This window comes from Uliginosibacterium sediminicola (assembly GCF_039631295.1).
GTDB classification, from domain to species: Bacteria; Pseudomonadota; Gammaproteobacteria; order Burkholderiales; family Rhodocyclaceae; genus Viridibacterium; species Viridibacterium sediminicola.
In genome coordinates this window covers 47,219-65,269 of sequence record NZ_JBDIVE010000010.1, presented here as the reverse complement: position 1 = coordinate 65,269, position 18,051 = coordinate 47,219, and the positions used below count along the sequence as shown (strand labels likewise).

Below are 18,051 nucleotides of genomic sequence, written 5' to 3'. Positions count from 1 at the left end.
GACGGACCTTTGATTAGAACGCGGTAGCGACGGTGACCATCGCCGAGAAGGTGTTGCCAATGAGGTAGCTCGGAGCGCTGGCGGCGACTGTCGTGCCGTTGGTACCCCGGGTTGCCGTGGCATTGGTGGTGGGGCTGTAGATGCCGGAGAGATACTTCTTGTTGGTCAGGTTGAGCAGGTTCAGACGCACTTCGGGTTTCTTGAAGGTGTCGTTGCCGGCAAAGCGGTAACCAATCGCAGCATCGAAGGTGTTGTACGAGGGCATCTTCTCGTCATTCATGAAGGTGGCGTACTGCGAACCGACATGCTTGAAGCCGAAGTTGCCGAACAGCGTGCCATTGTCGTAATCCACTGCGATGGCGCCGGTGAACTTCGGTGCCCGCACGGCAGACTTGCCCGTCGTCGGCAGATAGTCACCCGAGACCGGAATGTCGCTCTGCAGCTTGGTGCTCAGCAGCTCGAACGAGACGTAAGGGCGGAAGTTCTTGTACGGACGCAGGCCGGCTTCGAAATCCAGACCCTGGGCGCGTTGCTTGCCGCCATTGATCGGTTGCGAGATACAGGCGTTGCCGTCACAGGCGACTGCAGAGATCTGGCGATTCTTGAAGTCGTAGTGGAAGACGGAGGTCGAGAGGCTGAAAATCTTGCCTTGATAGCGATAACCGAGCTCGCCACCGGTCGAGGTTTCGGAAGGCTGATCCGGATTGGCACGTGTCGACAGCGCTGCCGTGGTTGCGCTGTAACGCGGGTACAGGGCACCGGCGGGCAGCAGGCGATAGCCCTTGGCGATGCTCACAAAGACCATGTGCTGATCATTGAACTTGAAGCGCACCGCACCGGTCGGCAGGAAGGGGTTGTGGCTCGCTTCGGTGCGGCCGACAGCATTCGGCACGCGGTTGATGCCTTCACGGGTCAGCCACAGTTGCTTGCCACCGATATCGAAGGCAAGACGATCATCCATGAAGTTGATGGTGTCGCCAAAGAACACGGCGCGGAAATCATCGCGCGTATCCTGGTCCCAGGTCCTGACCACGGTGCCGGAGGCATCGCGGATCAGGAACTCTTCACCGGTCTCATCCATCGGCGTGCCATCGGTAGAGGCCTGCGCGTAACGGCGATACAGCTGGTCACGCGAATACTGGTACCACAGGCCACCGACCAGGGTGTGGTTGGCGATCGTGTAGGTGGCCTTGGTGGTGGCGCCCATACGCGTGTTGTCTTCGAAGATCGGGCTGTAGACCAGAACGTTGCGGTCCGTGGTGGTGCCATTGCCATTGAGATCCACCGCGGAGAGCGTGTTGCCCATGCCCACCGACGACTCGTTGAGCACGGAACCGGCACCCGATGCACCGTAGCCGTAGAAGACATACGGCGTCACATTGATGCTCAGTGCATCATTGATCTTGAAATCGCTCGGCGCCGACAGCAGCAGATTACGCCAGGGGTTTTTGAGCAAGCCGTAGTAGTTGGTGCCACCCGTTGCGTAGTTGTTGCTGTAGTTGCTCTGATCACCATCGACACCGCTGGCATTCCACTGCGCCTTGGTCGGGTTCTTGTAGGTGTCGCGCATGACTTCGGTGTAGGTCATGGCGATCTTGGTGCGGCTACCCTGCCCCCAGTCCTTGACGCCACCGAAGGAGAAGATGTCCTTGGTATCCTTGCCGGGACCACGAAAGTGGTCCGCATCCATGTGCGACCACGAAACGAAAGCGCGCGCCGTGCCGTCAGCGCTATTGCCCGTTTCGCCACGGATGAAAATGCGACGTGCATTGTCGCTGCCGTAGGAGAGACCGATCAGACCGCCGCGTTGCTTGCTCGGCGTGTGCAGGAAGAGGTCGACATTGCCGCCGGTGGCGTTGACGTTGGGCGACGAGATATCGGCACTGCCCTGATTGAGGGTCACCACATCGGTGTTCTCGGTGTCGATCCACTGACCCGGGAAGACCGACCAGTTGGACGCCACGCTCAGCGGCATGCCTTCGAAGTTGAAACCGAGCTGGCCACCTTCCAGACCGCGCACGGCGATGATGCCCTGATTCAGGCCCCAGGCATCGCCCGCAGCCGAGTTGGCACCGGGAGAAAACTTCAGCAGCTGGAACACATCGGAGGACGGTTGTTGCTTCTGGATGAAGTCGCGCGTCACCGAGCTTTTGGCCTTGGAGACGTTCTCATCCACCATCAGGCCGCCGCCCAGTTCCTTGCGCGTCACACCCGTCGCGCTTGGCGTGTTGTCTGCACTCGCAGCGCCATCGCCCGCCGCGCCAGACGCATTGACACGACCGATGTCGGTCTTTTGGTTTTCCGGCGTCGTCTGAGCGAGCGCCGTCCCCGGGATGGCTGCTGCGGCCACGATGCACGAAACAAGAAGTTCGGTTTTCATCTGCAGGATCTCTATCAAGGTTGAAGGGGCTGAAGCCAGAGAGCGTTGCGCGTTCTATGTATGCGAGTCTTGAAACTTCGATATCGCCGACTGGTATGCGATGTAATCTAGCGATAAGGCGGCGTTGCAAGAATTGCTTTTTTCGTGAGCAGTTGTTGCGTTGACAGCACCTGCAAGCGCCAAGGCGCGAATTCCCCCTCAGCGCGCAGGAATTGGCCGCGCAAGCCCTTGGCAAGCGCTTGCCGACACGATTCGGGCATCACCACTGCAACAAAACGGCAACAGCCAAACGCACAACATCCAGCGCTACGCCACGCCACGCGGCACAAAGAAAAAGGCCGTCGCACGGGCGACGGCCTTGATCGGCGAACGGCAAGCCGAGCTTCAGGGCTCGTGTTGCGTGACCGGTACGCGCACGCGCAGGCCATCCGGTATCGCCGCCAGATCCAGCTGACAGGCCAGCCGGCTGCCGGGCTGACGCGGGGCATGCACAAAGTCGAGCAATTCGCTCTCGGCCTCATCTGCCGCCGGCAGCTGCTCGATGTACTCAGGCTCGACATAGATGTGACAGGTGGCGCAGGAACAGCAGCCGCCACACTCGGCTTCAACACCCGGCACATTGTTAAGCAGCGCGGCGGTCATCACCGAGCCTTCGGGCGCGACATCAAGCGTGCGTACGCTGTCATCCTTGAGAATGAAATAGAGTTTGGGCATCAGAACATCTCGAAGTATTCCCTGTGTTCCCACTCGGTCACTTCGAGATTGAAGCGGGCCAGTTCGGCCTCCTTGATGTGGCACAGGTAGTTAACAAAATCCTTGCCGAGCTGCTCGCTCAACCAGGTATCGGCACGCAGCGCCTGCAAGGCGTCGGGCAGCGAGCGCGGCAAGGCCGGCGCCTGTGTTTCATACGGCGCGTCGGCCGAAGGGCCGGGATCAAGCTGGCGGCGCAGGCCATCGAGCCCGGAGAAAATCTGCGAGGCCATGTACAGATAGGGATTCGCCGCCGGCTCACCGACGCGGTTCTCGATACGTGTGGCCGCTTGCCCAGCGCCGCCGATCACGCGCAGCATGGCGCCGCGATTGTCGCGTGCCCAGATGGCGCGGTCCGGCGCCAGCGACATCGGTCGATAGCGGCGATAGCCGTTGATCGTCGGGCAGGCCAGCATCGCCGCGCCACAGGCGTGTTCGAGCAAGCCACCGAGGTAGTGCTGGCCGGTCGGACTCAGCGCTTCCTCACCGTCGTCCGGCACGAAGGCGTTCCGCCCGTCGCTGATGCGCCGCAGCGACTGATGCAGATGCCAGCCGCTGGACATGACATTCGGGATCTTCGGCCGGCACATGAAACTCGCGTGGAACCCGTTACGCTGGCACACCTGCTTGATTGCATTGCGCAGCAACACCATGGTATCGGCGGGCAATACGCCGACGGTCGGGCCGAAAGTCAGCTCGAACTGGCTGGGGCCGAACTCGACTTCGAGCGAGCGCAGCGGCAAGCCCAGAGCCTGCAATTGCACGCGCAGCAGATCCATCAGCGGCGCGGCGGCATCGTCGCGCAATTCGGTAAGGTACTGGTAGCCGTGCGTAAGCAGGGAGACCTCGGGCGGCGTGCCCGGCTGGCCGGAGTCATGCAGGCCGCGGCGCACATCTTCGAGGCGGAAGGCGTAGAACTCCACTTCCAGGCCGGCGACAAACTCCAAGCCCTCACCTGCCAGCTCGGCCACCGCGCGCTGCAGAATCTGCCGCGTGCCCAGCGGCGAAGGCTGGCCATTGGCCATGTACGGATCGCATAGCAGCCAGCCGGTTTTCTCGGCCCAGGGCAGAACTTTGAAAGTCAGCGGATCAGGGATGATGCTGAAATCCGCACCGCCCTGCATGCCCTCGAATTCGAAACCACCACCGCGCGTGAACACCGGGAAGACGGTCTTGTGCGAGGTGTCCTTGGCGAGCAGGGTCGAGGTGATTTTTACGCCATCACGCAAAACAGACAGCGCTTCCTCGGCGACCAGACTCTTGCCGCGCAGCACGCCGTGCTGGTCGGGAAAGACGAAGCGCACGACTTCGACCTCGCGCGCCTGCAGGCGCGCTTCAAGCGTCCGCGCGGCAGACTTCTGCTCGTCCGACCACAGATCGAAACGTTCGACGAAGCTTGCCATCACGCGTCTCGTCCGCTCAGTGCAGCCATGCGCGGCGCCGCCCAGCTCGACTCGCGACGGCGCTTGGCATCCGCTTCACGCCAGTAAGCTTGCGGATCACCGGCAGCGCCGATGCCATCAATCGAGGCCGGGCCACTCATGGCCGCAGCGGCTTCGGGGCTGAGCATCATCGGCACTTGGTCACCCGCGAGGTTGGCGTCGATAGCAGCAGTGAGCAGGCGGCGATAAGCGAGGATGCCCTTGTCGGTGGTGCCCAGATGTTCGCGCGTGCGATCCTGGATCGGCCCTTGCGACTCCACCGCCCACTGGTCATGCACATTGATGTCCTGCCCCATGCCGGTGTAGGTCTCGCTGCGCTGTTCCTCGATATTGAAACCGTAGTTGTTGCGCTTGTTCTGGCGCGGCATGTAATCGGGCAATTCGTACAGTGCCAGACGCTGCTCACGCATCTGCTGCTTGTTCACCGGCCCGGTGAAGCTGGTGAAGATGGCGTACCAGTAGCAATGCGTGTCATCGACCGGCACATGCCATTGCGAGATGGTCATCTCCGAACTCATCGGAATCACGAAGGCCTGCGGGAACACCACATTGGTCACGCGCACATGCTCGCGCGTCTCGTTGAGGCGGCGCAGTGCGGTCAGGCGCAAACCGTAGTCGGTCGATTCGACGCTGATGTCGGGGCGACCGAATTCGCGCAGCACCTGAGTGATCGGCATGTCCGAATCCGCCGAGGCACCACGGAACTGCTTGCCGTAACTGCCCGAGGTATCTTCGTCCTGAAAGAAGCGGTGCAGGTAGGAGGCGTGCGCCGGGTCGATGCCCACTTCCAGCGCCTGCAGCCAGTTGCATTCAAACAAGCCCTTGAAGGCGAAGGTATGGCTGTCGGGTGCGACGAAGCAGTCGAAGTCGGGGAAAGCCGGCGGCTCACCGCTGCCGATGTAGGCGAAGATCACACCACTGCGTTCCACCACCGGATAGCTGCGCTGCTTGATGCGCGTGCACAGCTTGCTGCCCTCGGGCTCGGCGGGCGTCTCCAGGCAATTGCCTTTGACGTCGAACAGCCAGCCGTGGAAGGGGCAGCGCAAGCCACCGTTTTCGAGGCGACCATAAGCGAGGTCGGCACCACGGTGCGGACAGTCGCGGTCCATCATGCCCAGCTGGCCGGATTCGTCACGCAGCAGGACAAAATCCTGCCCCATCAGGCGTACCGCCTTGACCGGGCGCGGGCCAGCCAGTTCGTCGACGAGCGCTACCGGTTGCCAGTAGCGGCGCAACAGCTTGCCGCAAGGGTCGGCCGCAGCAACGCGGGTGATTCGATCGTTCTGTTCAGCGCTGATCATGCCAGACGCTCCTTTCTTGAAACGTGTCGTGAGAATCGACGCTGCCGCGAAGTGCAGCGCCAATCATTAAAGCCGGTGGTCAATCGTGTTGAATCCACAAACCTTTTATGCTCATGTAATCGTCGAGCTGGGCGGTGCCGGACTCGCGGCCGTAACCGCTCATCTTGTAACCACCGAAGGGCATGGACGGGTCCATCGCGTTGTAACAGTTGACCCACACCGAGCCGGCGCGCAGGCGCTTGGCCATGGCATGGGCGCGGCCGATGTCGCGCGTCCACACGCCCGCGCCGAGCCCGTAGGGCGTGGCATTGGCGCGTGCGACCACTTCGTCGACATCGTCGAAAGGCATCACCGAGGCGACCGGGCCGAAGATCTCTTCGCGTGCGATGCGCATCTGATCCGAAACGCCGGCAAACACCGTCGGCGGCACGAAGAAGCCGGCGGCGTGCTCGGCATCGCTGAGCCGCGCGCCGCCGCTGACCAGGCGCGCACCTTCGCCCGGCGCGCTGTCGAGGTAGCCGAGCACGCGGTCAAGCTGGCGTTGCGACACCAGGGGGCCGAGATCGGTCGCCGGATCAGCGCCATTGCCGATTTTCAGCGCTGCGCCGATGCGCGCCATTTCCGCCACCAGCTCGTCGTGAATGCCGCGCTGGACATAGACACGCGTACCGGCAGTGCAGATCTGGCCGGAATTGGCGAACACCGCCATGGCGGCAGCGGGCGCTGCGCGCGACAAATCGGCATCGTTGAAGAGGATGTTCGGCGACTTGCCGCCCAGCTCCAGCGACAAGCGTTTGAGATTGCCCGCCGAGGCACGCACGATCTGCTGGCCGGTGACATTCGAACCGGTGAAGGAGAGCTTGTCGACATCCATGTGCGCCGCCAGCGCCGCGCCCGCATCGCCGCCAAAGCCGGTGACGATGTTGAGCACGCCCGGCGGCAAGCCAGCTTCGAGCGCCAGCTCGGCAAAGCGCAGCGGCGACAGCGGTGCGTCTTCGGCCGGCTTGAGCACCACCGTGCAGCCGGTCGCCAGGGCCGGCGCAGTCTTGAAGATGGTGGCCCACATCGGCCCGTTCCACGGAATGATCGCGCCGACGACGCCGACCGGCTCCTTCAGCGTGGCGGCAAACATCTCGCCACACAGCGAGGTGTCGGCGGTCTGGCCGTAGATCGCCGTGGCAATGCCGGCGTAATAGCGCAGCATGCTCACCAGGTGATGCTTGCTGCCCAGGGTGTGGCGGATCGGCGCGCCCATGTCGAGGGTGTCGAGCAAGGCCAGCTCGTCGAAATGCGCTTCGACAAGATCGGCCAGACGCAGCATGATGCGCTGCCGTTCGCCCGGCTTCATGCGCCGCCACGGCCCCTCGAAGGCGGCACGCGCAGCGGCCACGGCCAGATCGATGTCGGCACTGGCGCCCTCGGCCACCTCGGCGAGCAGTTCGCCGGTCGCCGGATTGCGCGTCTCGAAGGTCTTGCCCGAAGCGGCGGCGCGCCATTCGCCACCAATCAGCAAGCGCTTGGGCGACTTGCCCAGAAAAGCCTGCACGGCGCTGCGGGTTTCAGCTGAGATCGTCATGATCGCGCTCAGACGCCGGCCAGGCGCGCAAAGCCGCGTTCGAGATCGCGGATCAGATCATCCGGATCTTCCAGCCCGGCGTGGATGCGCAAGGCCGGGCCCGGCTCGGTCCAGGGCTTGGCGCTGCGCAGCGTGGCCGGCCAGGTCGGCACGATCAGGCTCTCGTAGCCGCCCCAGGAATAGCCCATCTGGAACAGATCCATGTTGTCCAGCATGGCTGCCAGTTGCTGGTCGCTGAAAGGCTTGAGCACGGCGCCGAAGAGCCCCGAAGCGCCGTTGAAATCACGCTTCCAGATGGCATGGCCGGGGTCGTCCGGCAGCGCCGGGTACATCACGCGCGCCACCTCCGGGCGCGTCTGTAGCCATTTGGCGATTAGCGTCGCCGTTTCCTGGTGGCGCTTGATGCGCAGCGGCAAGGTACGCAAGCCGCGCAAGGCCATGTAGACATCGTCGGGACCGCCGCAGTAGCCGGAACCAGAGGCCGTTTTCTTGACCGGGATGAAGGCTTCTTCGGTGCACACCGCGATACCCAGCATCAGGTCGGAGTGACCGGAGATGTACTTGGTCGCCGCGTGGATCGACACATCCACACCATGCTTGAGCGGCTGGAAGCAGAACGGCGAAGCCCAGGTGTTGTCCATGATCGTGGTGATGCCACGCGCCTTGGCGGCCTTGGCAATCGCCGGCACATCGACCATCTCGAAAGTCAGCGAACAGGGCGACTCCAGATAGACCACCTTGGTATTGGCCTGGAACAGATGCGCGACATCGGCGCCCAGACTCGGGTCGAAATAGGTGACCTCGACACCGAAGCGCTTGAGGAAGGATTCGCAGAAATCGCGCACCGGCCCGTAGAGGCTGTCGATGATCAGCAGGTGATCACCGGCCGACAGAAACGCCGTCAGCGAGGCCACGATGGCGCCTAGACCACAGGACGCAACCACCGCGCGGTAGCCGCCTTCAAGCTGGGTCACCACGTCTTCGAGTGCGCGCGTGGTCGGCGTACCTTCGCGACCGTAGGTGAATTGCTCGAAAGCGCCGCTGGCGCGATCGCGCCGCGTCTCGATCAATTGCTCGACCGATTTGAAGATGAAGGTCGAAGCGTGATAGACCGGCGTATTGACTACGCCGTGAAACGCATCGGGGTCACGACCACCATGGACTGCGATGGTGTCGGTGCCGTATTTTTTGTGTGGGCTCATCATTGGGGACTCCAGATCAATTTTTATTGTGCTTACACGACGGTGCCGGCATCGATGATGATGTCCTGCCCGGTGATCATGCGGCCGCTCTCGGAGAACAGATGGATCACCGCATGGCCGACGTCTTCGCTGTCGATCAGGCGGCCGAGCGCACTGCGCGCGGTAAAGCGCTTGAGCACGTCTTCAGGCTGGATGCCTTCGCGTTTGGCCGACGCGGCGAACTCGTCACGCAGACGCTGACCGTCGATGCCGCCCGGTGCGATCACATTGACCGTGATGTTGTGCGCGCCGACTTCCAGTGCCACCGATTTGGCCATGCCGCGCAGCGCCCACTTGGTTGCCGCGTAGAGCGAGGACTTGGCCACACCCTTGTGTCCGTAAGTGCCGCCGATCAGCACGATGCGCCCGTCCTGCTGCGCTATCATCGACGGCAACACGGCACGCATGGCCAGCATCACGCCGAGCACATTCACATTGAAGTAGGCGTGAAAATCCGCCGTGTCGGCTTCCCAGATCGGCCGGCGCGGGCTGCTCACGCCCGCCACGCAGAGCAGGCGGTCGATGCGGCCGAAGTGGGCCAGGGCCTGACGCGTGGCAGCGCCCATCGCCTCCTCGTCGCTGACATCGGCAGCAATCGCGATGGCCTCGCGACCGAGGGCGCGAATGCTTGCGGCAACGGCTTCGCCAGCGCTCTGGTCACGCCCCACGATGATCAGATTGGCGCCGTGGCGGGCCAGCATGATGGCCAGATCGGCACCGAGGCCCTTGGTCGAGCCGGTGACGAGAATGTTTTGCCGGGCGAGTGTTTGGCTTGCAGATTCCATTGGGTTCAAGAACTCCAGTCGTGGACTGCGCGTTCGAGCGCAATCGTGGCGGTAAAGAACAGATAGGACACCGTCGTGCCGACGACGACCGCTGCCCACATGAAGGCAAAGTCCTGGCGCGAATACGCGTCAAGAATCAGACTGCCCAGGCCCGGCGCACCCGACAGCCATTCGGCGAACATCGCGCAGAGAATGGCCGAGGCCGAGGCGATGCGCAGGCCGGTGAAGAGGTGCGTCATCGCGCTGGGAATGCGCAGCTTGAAGAGCGTCTGCCAGAAGCTGGCGCCGCAGGTGTGCATCAGTTCAAGCATGTTGCGCGTCGGCGCCTCGAAGCCCTGACGCGCGGCGAGCAGGATCTGGAAGAAGGACAGCAGGGCCACCATGCCGATGCTGTTGCTGCTGCCGCGACCGAAGATCAGCACCAGCAGCGGCGCAATGGCGATCATCGGCACAGTGCGCACGAAGATGATCAGCGGCATGCAGGCCTCGCTGAGCAGCGGCGAAGCCATGAACAGCAGGGCCAGCAAGGCGGCAATGAAGGTCGCCATCAGCAGACCCAGCAAGGTTGCGCTGAGCGTCAGCCAGGTCGAAGCAGCGATCTCCGCCAGATGTTCTACGAAGGCGCCAGCAATCAGCTGCAAGCCCGGCAAGAGGTAGGCCGGCAAGTGGAACAGCCAGATGCCCAGCTGCCACAGCACGGCAGCGAGCAGCATGAAGCCAAGATAGTTACCCAGCCTTTGTGCGCTGACGCGCAAGGCGCCATCGAGCATGCGCAAGGCAGTCCTGCGCCCGCTGGGCGGCGGAAAATCGGCGGCGGTAGACGAGGACGTGCTCATGTCGGTGTATGCATGATGGGTCGGTCTTGCGCGCCGCTGAGTTTTTCCAGCACGCAGACATAGGCATAGGCCAGCGAGGAGAGCAGGCAGGCGATGAATACGCTGGCCCACAAGCGCGTGATCTGCAGACCGAACATGGCGTTGAGCATGACCACGCCAAGGCCGGACTCGGCGCCGTTCCACTCGGCGACCAGAGCCCCCAGCACGGCCAGCGGCGCCGACACCTTCATGCCGACAAACACGAAGGGCAAGGCGCTGGGCAGGGCCAACAGGCGGAAGCGCTGCCAGGGCGATGCGGCGAGCACGGTGAACAGCTCACGCTCGCTGTGGGTGCTCGCCTTGAGGCCCTGGATGATCGCCACCAGCAAGGGGAAGACGCAGATGATGCAGGTGATCAGCACGCGCGTCGGCAAGCTCAAGCCCAGCCACACGCTGAGGATGGGCGCGATGGCGATGATCGGAATGCTGCTGAGGATCGCGCCAGCGGTCAGCACGCTCAGTTCCATGCGTCGCCAGGCATAGCTTGCAAAGCCCAGGCCCAGCGCAAAGAGCAGCGACAACACATAGCCCCAGCCTGCGACGACCACGGTCGGCACGACCTGCTGCAGCAACATGGCATGTTCTTCGCCGATCAGCTGCGCCACCGCCGTCGGCCGCGCAATGCTCATCGGCGCGTGACCGCTCGCCACCAGGCACTCCAGCCCCAGCAACAGGGCCGCCGCCAGGCCGAGCGGCAGCAACACGGCGCGCAAACGCGGAGGGATGGCCTCAGCCATGCAGAACCTCGTCGTACTGCGTGAGATCCGGCATCTGGCTGAACAAGCCGTGGCGCACGCGCTCGACCAGCTCGGCAAAGCGCGGATGATCCATGCTCGACATCCAGCGCGGACGCGGAATATCGACATCGATCGCGTCAATGATGCGCCCCGGCTTGGCAGCGAAGACGAAGATGCGGTCGGCCATCAGCACCGCTTCTTCAATTGAATGGGTGACCATCAGCGCAGTGGTCTGTGTTTCGCCACGAATGCGCAGCAGCTCGAAGTTCATGCGGTAACGCATCACCTCGTCGAGCGCGCCGAAGGGCTCGTCGAGCAGCAGAATCTTCGGCGATGCGACGAGCGCGCGCGCAATCGCGCAGCGCTGCTGCATGCCGCCCGAGAGCTGCGCCGGCCGCGCATGCTCGAAGCCGCCGAGGCCAACCAGCTTGATCAGCTCGGCTGGCGAGCGCGGCGGCTTGAAGCCCGAGCCGCGCAGCATCTCCAGCGGCAGCTGCACGTTCTCCAGCACGCTGCGCCAGGGCAGCAAGGTGGCCTCCTGGAACACGAAACCGATCTGGTGTTCGCGGCGTGCCTGCTCGGGCGGCGCGCCATCGATGTGGATGCGTCCGCCGCTGGGCGGGAGGATGTCAGCCACCATGCGCAACAGGGTCGATTTGCCGCAGCCCGAAGGGCCGATCAGCGCACCGAACTGGCCCGGCTGCAGGGACAGGCTGACCTTGTCCAGCACCGGCACCTGCTGCCCGTTGATGGCGAAGGATTTGCACACCTGCTCTATCGACAAGCCCGTCATGATTCCACGATCGACATGCCTCGCACCGGCGGTGCGTCAGGCGTCCGATTTCATGATTCAAAGGCTACCGAACTTGGCCTGGCGCCGGGGTGCCGTTTGCGCGCAGGCAATGTGCCGGAATGTCTACGCGGCCGAATGAGCAGCGCGCACCACGCTCTGCGTAACGATGCGCGACACGTCGAAAGCCTGCTCGGCCGGGAAGTTGCCCGCTTCGCGCGACAGCTGGGCCGCCGTCTCGAACACGCCCGGCTCAATCCACAGCAGGCCCTTGCTGCGTGCGTCGTCGCGCCAGATGTAGGGCGTCATCATTTCGGCCTGGGCGATCTGCTCGGCCAAGTGGGTGCCCGGCGGTGCGTACTTGCGCACCACCAGCTCGGCGCATTCACGCGGGTGCTGGATCATCCACGCCCAGCCCTTGATCAGCGCACGCGTGTAGCGCACCAGCACTTCGTGATGATCGCGGACGGTGTCGTGATGCGCGATCAGCACCTGGCCGTAGCCGGGCGCGCCAATGTCGGCCATGTGCAAGAGATGCGGTTCAAACTGCGCGGCGCGCAAGGCCGGCACGGCGGTGGTGGACCAGTTGTAATACGCATCGACCTGACCCGAGGCGAGCAGGGAGGGATCGCTGCCCACCGGCACCAGGCGCACGGCTTCGGCGTCGATCTGCGCGCGCTTGAAGAGCGTCAGCAACTGCGAGCGGATGCTGCCGGGCACGCCGATGGTCTTGCCAATCATGTCGTGCAGGGAATTGATCGGCCGCGCTGCACTGCTGATGATGCAGCCCGGATCGCGCTGCATCACCGCGGCGAAGGCGACGATGGGCTGGCCGCGCAGATAGCCGTCAATCATGCCGGCCGTATTGCTCTCGCTGACCATGCTGCGGCCGCTGGAGACCAGGGTGCGGTAATCGGTGCCGGGCCCGCCGGCGGTGTAGTTGACGTCCAAGCCTTCCTGGGCAAAGAAGCCGCGCTCCAGAGCTACAAAGTCACCGCCGAACTGCACACCCTTGAGCCAGCCGAGCTGATGATCGACACGGATGCGCGCCGTGTCGTGGCGCTCGCCACCGCTGCGTGCCACCTCCACGCTGAGCGCGCCCAAGCCGAGCAGGGGCAGCGCACCGAGCACGCCGAGGGCAGCGCGACGACGCTTGTTGACGATATCGGCAGGAAGGGCTGAAGGCATGTTCATGGTCGGATCACGGAGAGTCGGTTGCACACAGCGCCCGGCGCCAAGCCTGCTCAGCACGGGCATGGTGCAGAGTGTGCGCCAAAGCCCGCGCCTGCGGCGGGGCGACTCGTAGCCGTTTTCGCAAACGCCCCACGCCGAAAAGGCACCCCTACTCGGCCGGCGCTCTGGTTAATCTGTATCACGCATGAAAGGAGCTTAACCATGAGTCGCAGTTCAGCTGGGGAAGAGGATCTGATCGTCGCCAAGACGGTCGACATTGCCGAGATTCCCATCATTGATTTCACCCCCTTCCGTGAAGGCGGTGCGCAAGGCAAACAGCAGGTGGCAATGGAAATTGCCGAAGCCTGCACACGCATCGGCTTCTTCTACCTCAAGGGTCACGGTGTACCGGAGGCCAAGCGCGAAGCGATCTTCACCGAGTCCGCCCGCTTCTTTCACCAGCCTGTTGCTGAACGCGAGAAAGCCAAGGCCACGGTGGAGTGGTATCGCGGCTGGATTCCGATGCCGCCCGAGTCCAGCCTGTCGCGTGACAGTCGTTTGTTTGAGCAATACCGCATCCAGGCCGAATTCGCCGATGCACCCGAAGTCGACAAGATCTTCTTCCGCCCCAATCGCTGGCCGGAAGGCATGCCGAGCTTCCGCGAAGCCTGCGTCGATTATTACGCCGCCATGCTCGATCTGTCGCGCGACATCCTGCGCGCTTTCGCCATCGGCCTGGGTCTGCCGGAAGACCGCTTCGACAGCTACTTCAACATGCCGATCTGTCAGCTGAGCCTGCTCTACTACATCCCGCTGCCGCCAAGCGCCAATCTCGAAGTCTCGAACACCGTCTCGCATACCGATGAAGGTCCGCTGACCATTCTCGCCCAGGACAATGTCGGTGGCCTTGAAGTCAAACGCCTCGACGGCACCTGGGTGGCTGCGCCGCCGGTGCCCGGCGCCTTCACCATCAATATCGGCGACATGATGATGTGGTGGTCCAACGGCCGCTTCATCTCCAACTACCACCGCGTGCGCAACCGCGCGGGCGTCGAACGCTTCTCGATTCCGTTCTTCCTCAACCCGGACCGCGACACCGTCATCGAGCCGGTGCCCGAGCTGGTGGCGCAGGATGGCGGCGAGCCTCGCTTCGCACCGGTGCACGTCGGCGATCACCTCAAGCGCTTCTACGCCAAGCTCGAAAAGTCGGGAGACTATCTGTGAGCAGCGCGGCACTGGCGCGCATTGGCGCCGACATCGGCGGTACCTTCACCGACGTGGTGCTGGAGACGGCTGCGCAGCGCTACTCGACCAAGGTGCTGACCACTTACGACGCGCCCGAACGGGCCCTGCTCGAAGGCGTGCAAATCCTCCTCGCCGAGGCCGGCTTGCAGCCGGCCGATGTGGGCCTCATCGTGCACGGCACGACGCTGGCGACCAATGCGCTGATCGAGCGGCGCGGCGTCAAGACCGCCATGCTGACCACCGACGGCTTTCGTGACGTGCTCGACATGGGCAGCGAAAGCCGCTTCGACCAGTATGACATCACAATGGAGAAGCCGCCGGTGCTGGTGCCGCGCAAGCTGCGCATCAGCGTGCCTGAACGCATCGCAGCCGACGGCGCCGAACTGCAGCCGCTCGATGAACAGGCGGTGCGCTCCGCCGCCGCGAGCTTTGCTGCGGAGGGCGTGGAGAGCATCGCCGTGGCCTTCCTGCACAGCTATGCCAACCCGGCGCACGAGCAGCGCGCCGCGCAGATTCTGCGCGAAGCCCTGCCTGAGGTGATGGTGTCGCTGTCCAGCGAAGTCTCGCCGGAAATGCGCGAATACGAGCGCTTCACCACCACCGCGGCGAATGCCTATGTGCAGCCCCTGGTGGCCAATTACCTGCGCCGGCTTGAGAACAAGATCACCGCCCTGGGTTTCAACTGCCCGCTGTTCCTGATGCTCTCCTCCGGCGGACTGACCACGGTGGACATCGCGGCGCGCTTTCCGGTGCGCCTGGTCGAATCCGGCCCCGCAGGGGGGGCGCTGTTCGCCGCCTCGATTGCCGCCGAGCGCAATATCCAGCACATGCTGGCGCTGGATGTCGGCGGCACCACGGCCAAGATCTGCTACATCGATGATGGCCGCCCGCAAAGCTCGCAGGTGTTCGAAGTGGCGCGCGTGCATCGCTTCCGCAAGGGCAGCGGCCTGCCGCTGCGCATCCCGGTGGTCGAGATGGTCGAGATCGGCGCCGGCGGCGGTTCGATTGCCAGCGTCGATGGCGCCGGGCGCTGGCAGGTCGGCCCGCACAGCGCAGGTTCCGAACCCGGCCCCGCCTGTTACGGTCGCGGCGGCACAAAGCCGACCGTCACCGATGCCGACCTGGCCTTGGGTCGCATCGACCCGGCCGCCTTCGCCGGCGGCAGCCTCGCGCTCGATCTGCAGGCCTGCGACAAGGCCTTGCTGTCCCTGCCCGGCATGAGCGGCGCCGACGCTCCGACGCGTGCGCTGGGCATCAGCGAGATCGTCGACGAAGCGATGACCAGCGCGGCACGCGTGCATGCCGTCGAACTCGGTCTGTCGCTCGAAGGGCGCACCCTGGTCGCCTTTGGTGGCTGCGCGCCGCTGCATGCCGCGCGCATTGCCGAGAAACTGGGCATCGATGAGGTGGTGATCCCGCGCAGCGCGGGCGTCGGTTCGGCCGTGGGCTTCCTGCGCGCGCCGATTGCTTACGAGATCGCGCGCAGCAAACATCAGCGCCTCGACCAGCTGGACCTCGCCGCCGTCAACGCCTTGCTGCAGAGCATGGCCGACGACGCCCGCCAGATCGTCGACGCCGGCGCCGCCGGGCAGCCGCGCCAGGAACGCCGCCTGGCCTTTGCACGCTACTGCGGCCAGGGTTATGAGCTGCCGATCGAACTGCCGACGCGTGATCTGCTGGCGGACGACGCAGGCTTGCTGATCGCCCGCTTCGAAGAAGCCTATCGCCAGCAGTACGGCGGTTTCCTCGTCAAGCTGCCGATCGAGATCCTCAGCTGGCGCGTCTCGGTGTCCACCGTGACGGCGGCCCCGCAAGCACTGGCCGAGCCGGCCACCCAGCGCCTCGCTACACCGGCCGGCTACCGCGCCGTGCGCGACCCAGCCAGCGGCAACATCCAGGATTTCGCCATCCACCACCGCGAGCGCCTGAGCCCCGGCGATCTGATCCAGGGCCCGGCCCTGGTCATCGAACGCGAGACCACCAGCGTCATCTCGCCAAGCTTCGATGCACGCATCGACCGCCATGGCTACATCGTGCTGCGCCGGCGTGGCACGGCCGCAGAACAAGGAGCACTTCATGAATGATGCCGTCAATGAACTGCGCATGCAGGTCATGTGGACCCGACTCATCTCGGTCGTCGAGGAGGCCGCCCAGGCGCTGATGCGCACTGCCTTCTCGACCACCGTGCGCGACGCCGGTGACCTCTCGGCAGCGGTGTTCGACACGCAAGGCCGACTCGTCGCCGAAGCGGTGACCGGTACGCCGGGCCACGTCAACTCGATGGCCGAAGGCGTGCGTCACTTCCTCGCGCGTTTTCCCATCGACAGCATGGCCAAGGGCGATCACTACATCACCAACGACCCCTGGCTCACCGCCGGGCATCTGCATGATGTGACCGTGGTCAGCCCGGTGGTGATGGATGGCCGCGTGGTCGGCCTGCTCGGCTGCTGCTGCCACCAGCTCGACATCGGTGGCCTCGGCCAGGGGCCGGACGGACGCTCGATCTTTGAAGAAGGCTTGCAGATTCCGCTGCTCAAGCTGGCCGCCAAGGGCCAGCTCAACGACGACCTGATGAGCATCATCAAGCAGAACGTGCGCACGCCGCTGCAGGTCGAAGGCGACATCCTCTCCTACATTGCCTGCAATGAAACCGGCGCCCGCCGTCTGGTGGCCATGCTGCGCGAATTCGCGCTGGCCGATCTCGACTCGCTCGGCGACTACATCCTGATGCAGTCGCTGCACGCCACGCGTGCGCGCATCGCGGCCTTGCCGAAAGGCAGCTGGCAGGGCGAGCTGGTCATCGACGGCTATGACAAACCGATCACCCTGCGCGCCACGCTGACAATTCGCGAAGAAGGCATCGAAGTCGATTACGCCGGCACCGACGCGGCGGTGTCGCAAGGCATCAACGTGGTTCTCAACTACTGCCGCGCCTACACGGTGTACGGCCTCAAATGCCTGATCGCCCCCGAGGTGCCGAACAACTACGGCGCCCTGCTGCCCTTCATCGTCAACGCGCCCGAGGGCAGCATCCTCAACGCACAGCGGCCCTCACCGGTTGCCGCACGCCACGTCATCGGCCAGATGCTGCCGGACCTGGTCTTCGCCTGTCTCGATCAGGCCCTGCCGGGCCGCGTGCCAGCCGAGGGCTCGTCCTGTCTGTGGAGTGTGCAGCTGCGTGGCAGCATGCAGGGACGTGGCTTTGATACGGTGTTCTTCAACAGCGGCGGCGCCGGCGCACGGATGAGCCAGGACGGCTTGTCGGCCACCGCCTTCCCCAGCGGCGTGCGCGCCATGCCGGTGGAAGTCAGCGAGCACGGCGCGCCCATCGTCATCTGGCGCAAGGAGTTGCTGCCCGACAGCGGCGGCGCCGGTCGCCAGCGCGGCGGGCTCGGTCAGATAGTTGAAGTCGGCACACGCGATGGCAGCGCTTTCGAAGTGCTGGCCATGTACGAGCGCGTCGCCAATCCGGCACGTGGCCGCTCCGGCGGACAGGATGGCGCAGCCGGCACGGTCGCCCTCGCCTCCGGCGCCAGCATGCGCGCCAAAGGCTTGCAGCAGATTCCCGCCGGTGATCGCCTGGTACTCAAGTTACCCGGCGGTGCGGGTCTCGGCCCCGCCGCAGAACGTGATCCCGCCGCCATCGCCTACGACATCGCCCAGGGCTTGATCAGCAGCGCCCAGGCGCAAGCCGATTACCCGCAACTGAACTGCCCGTAATCACGCATTTCCCGGAGAAAGTAAAAAGGCAGAGGC

The 18,051-nt window shown here is 64.3% G+C and carries 14 protein-coding genes; 3 read left to right on the top strand and 11 right to left on the bottom strand.

All coding sequences use genetic code 11. The features are described from left to right. Window positions 1-13: 13 nt before the first annotated feature. From ABDB84_RS16225 to ABDB84_RS16175, 11 genes are all read right to left on the bottom strand, one after another. The gene (locus ABDB84_RS16225) at window positions 14-2,380 is read right to left on the bottom strand and encodes a TonB-dependent receptor (RefSeq protein WP_345920806.1); all 2,367 of its coding nucleotides are present in this window, start codon (window positions 2,378-2,380) and stop codon (window positions 14-16) included. Between the two features lie 384 nt (window positions 2,381-2,764). Continuing rightward, window positions 2,765-3,094, bottom strand: coding sequence for a 2Fe-2S iron-sulfur cluster-binding family protein (locus ABDB84_RS16220; RefSeq protein WP_345920805.1), 330 nt, complete (start codon window positions 3,092-3,094; stop codon window positions 2,765-2,767). After that, the gene (locus ABDB84_RS16215; protein WP_345920804.1) at window positions 3,094-4,533 is read right to left on the bottom strand and encodes a glutamine synthetase family protein; all 1,440 of its coding nucleotides are present in this window, start codon (window positions 4,531-4,533) and stop codon (window positions 3,094-3,096) included. The genes ABDB84_RS16220 and ABDB84_RS16215 overlap by 1 nt, the downstream gene beginning before the upstream one ends. Next, window positions 4,533-5,873 carry an aromatic ring-hydroxylating dioxygenase subunit alpha gene (locus tag ABDB84_RS16210; RefSeq protein ID WP_345920803.1) on the bottom strand — a complete coding sequence of 447 codons (1,341 nt, stop codon included), beginning with the start codon at window positions 5,871-5,873 and terminating at the stop codon, window positions 4,533-4,535. Before ABDB84_RS16210 ends, ABDB84_RS16215 begins: the two co-directional genes overlap by 1 nt. A gap of 79 nt (window positions 5,874-5,952) precedes the next feature. Beyond that, window positions 5,953-7,449, bottom strand: coding sequence for an aldehyde dehydrogenase family protein (locus tag ABDB84_RS16205; RefSeq protein WP_345920802.1), 1,497 nt, complete (start codon window positions 7,447-7,449; stop codon window positions 5,953-5,955). Between the two features lie 8 nt (window positions 7,450-7,457). Further along, a complete protein-coding gene (gene metC / locus ABDB84_RS16200) occupies window positions 7,458-8,654 on the bottom strand; it encodes a cystathionine beta-lyase (RefSeq protein ID WP_345920801.1) in 1,197 nt (398 codons plus the stop codon). A gap of 29 nt (window positions 8,655-8,683) precedes the next feature. Next, window positions 8,684-9,475 (bottom strand): SDR family NAD(P)-dependent oxidoreductase, encoded by a 792-nt coding sequence (locus tag ABDB84_RS16195; protein WP_345920800.1) that lies wholly within the window; start codon window positions 9,473-9,475, stop codon window positions 8,684-8,686. 5 nt (window positions 9,476-9,480) lie between these two features. Continuing rightward, window positions 9,481-10,311 (bottom strand): ABC transporter permease, encoded by an 831-nt coding sequence (locus ABDB84_RS16190; protein WP_345920799.1) that lies wholly within the window; start codon window positions 10,309-10,311, stop codon window positions 9,481-9,483. Beyond that, window positions 10,308-11,087 (bottom strand): ABC transporter permease, encoded by a 780-nt coding sequence (locus tag ABDB84_RS16185; protein ID WP_345920798.1) that lies wholly within the window; start codon window positions 11,085-11,087, stop codon window positions 10,308-10,310. The genes ABDB84_RS16190 and ABDB84_RS16185 overlap by 4 nt, the downstream gene beginning before the upstream one ends. Next, complete coding sequence (locus ABDB84_RS16180) at window positions 11,080-11,880, bottom strand: ABC transporter ATP-binding protein (RefSeq protein WP_345920797.1); 801 nt, start codon at window positions 11,878-11,880, stop codon at window positions 11,080-11,082. Before ABDB84_RS16180 ends, ABDB84_RS16185 begins: the two co-directional genes overlap by 8 nt. 123 nt (window positions 11,881-12,003) lie before the next feature. Then, window positions 12,004-13,071: an ABC transporter substrate-binding protein gene (locus tag ABDB84_RS16175; protein ID WP_345920796.1), complete on the bottom strand. Its 1,068-nt coding sequence runs from the start codon at window positions 13,069-13,071 to the stop codon at window positions 12,004-12,006. A 201-nt stretch (window positions 13,072-13,272) separates the two neighbouring features. Between ABDB84_RS16175 and ABDB84_RS16170 the strand changes: the two genes are divergently transcribed. Genes ABDB84_RS16170 through ABDB84_RS16160 form a run of 3 tightly spaced genes read left to right on the top strand, consistent with a single transcriptional unit; the run spans window position 13,273 to window position 18,015 of the window. Continuing rightward, entirely contained in the window at window positions 13,273-14,274 is a 1,002-nt protein-coding gene (locus ABDB84_RS16170; RefSeq protein WP_345920795.1) for an isopenicillin N synthase family dioxygenase, read from the top strand. After that, window positions 14,271-16,379 carry a hydantoinase/oxoprolinase family protein gene (locus ABDB84_RS16165; protein WP_345920794.1) on the top strand — a complete coding sequence of 703 codons (2,109 nt, stop codon included), beginning with the start codon at window positions 14,271-14,273 and terminating at the stop codon, window positions 16,377-16,379. Before ABDB84_RS16170 ends, ABDB84_RS16165 begins: the two co-directional genes overlap by 4 nt. Beyond that, complete coding sequence (locus tag ABDB84_RS16160) at window positions 16,372-18,015, top strand: hydantoinase B/oxoprolinase family protein (RefSeq protein ID WP_345920793.1); 1,644 nt, start codon at window positions 16,372-16,374, stop codon at window positions 18,013-18,015. Before ABDB84_RS16165 ends, ABDB84_RS16160 begins: the two co-directional genes overlap by 8 nt. The last annotated feature ends 36 nt before the right edge of the window (window positions 18,016-18,051 follow it).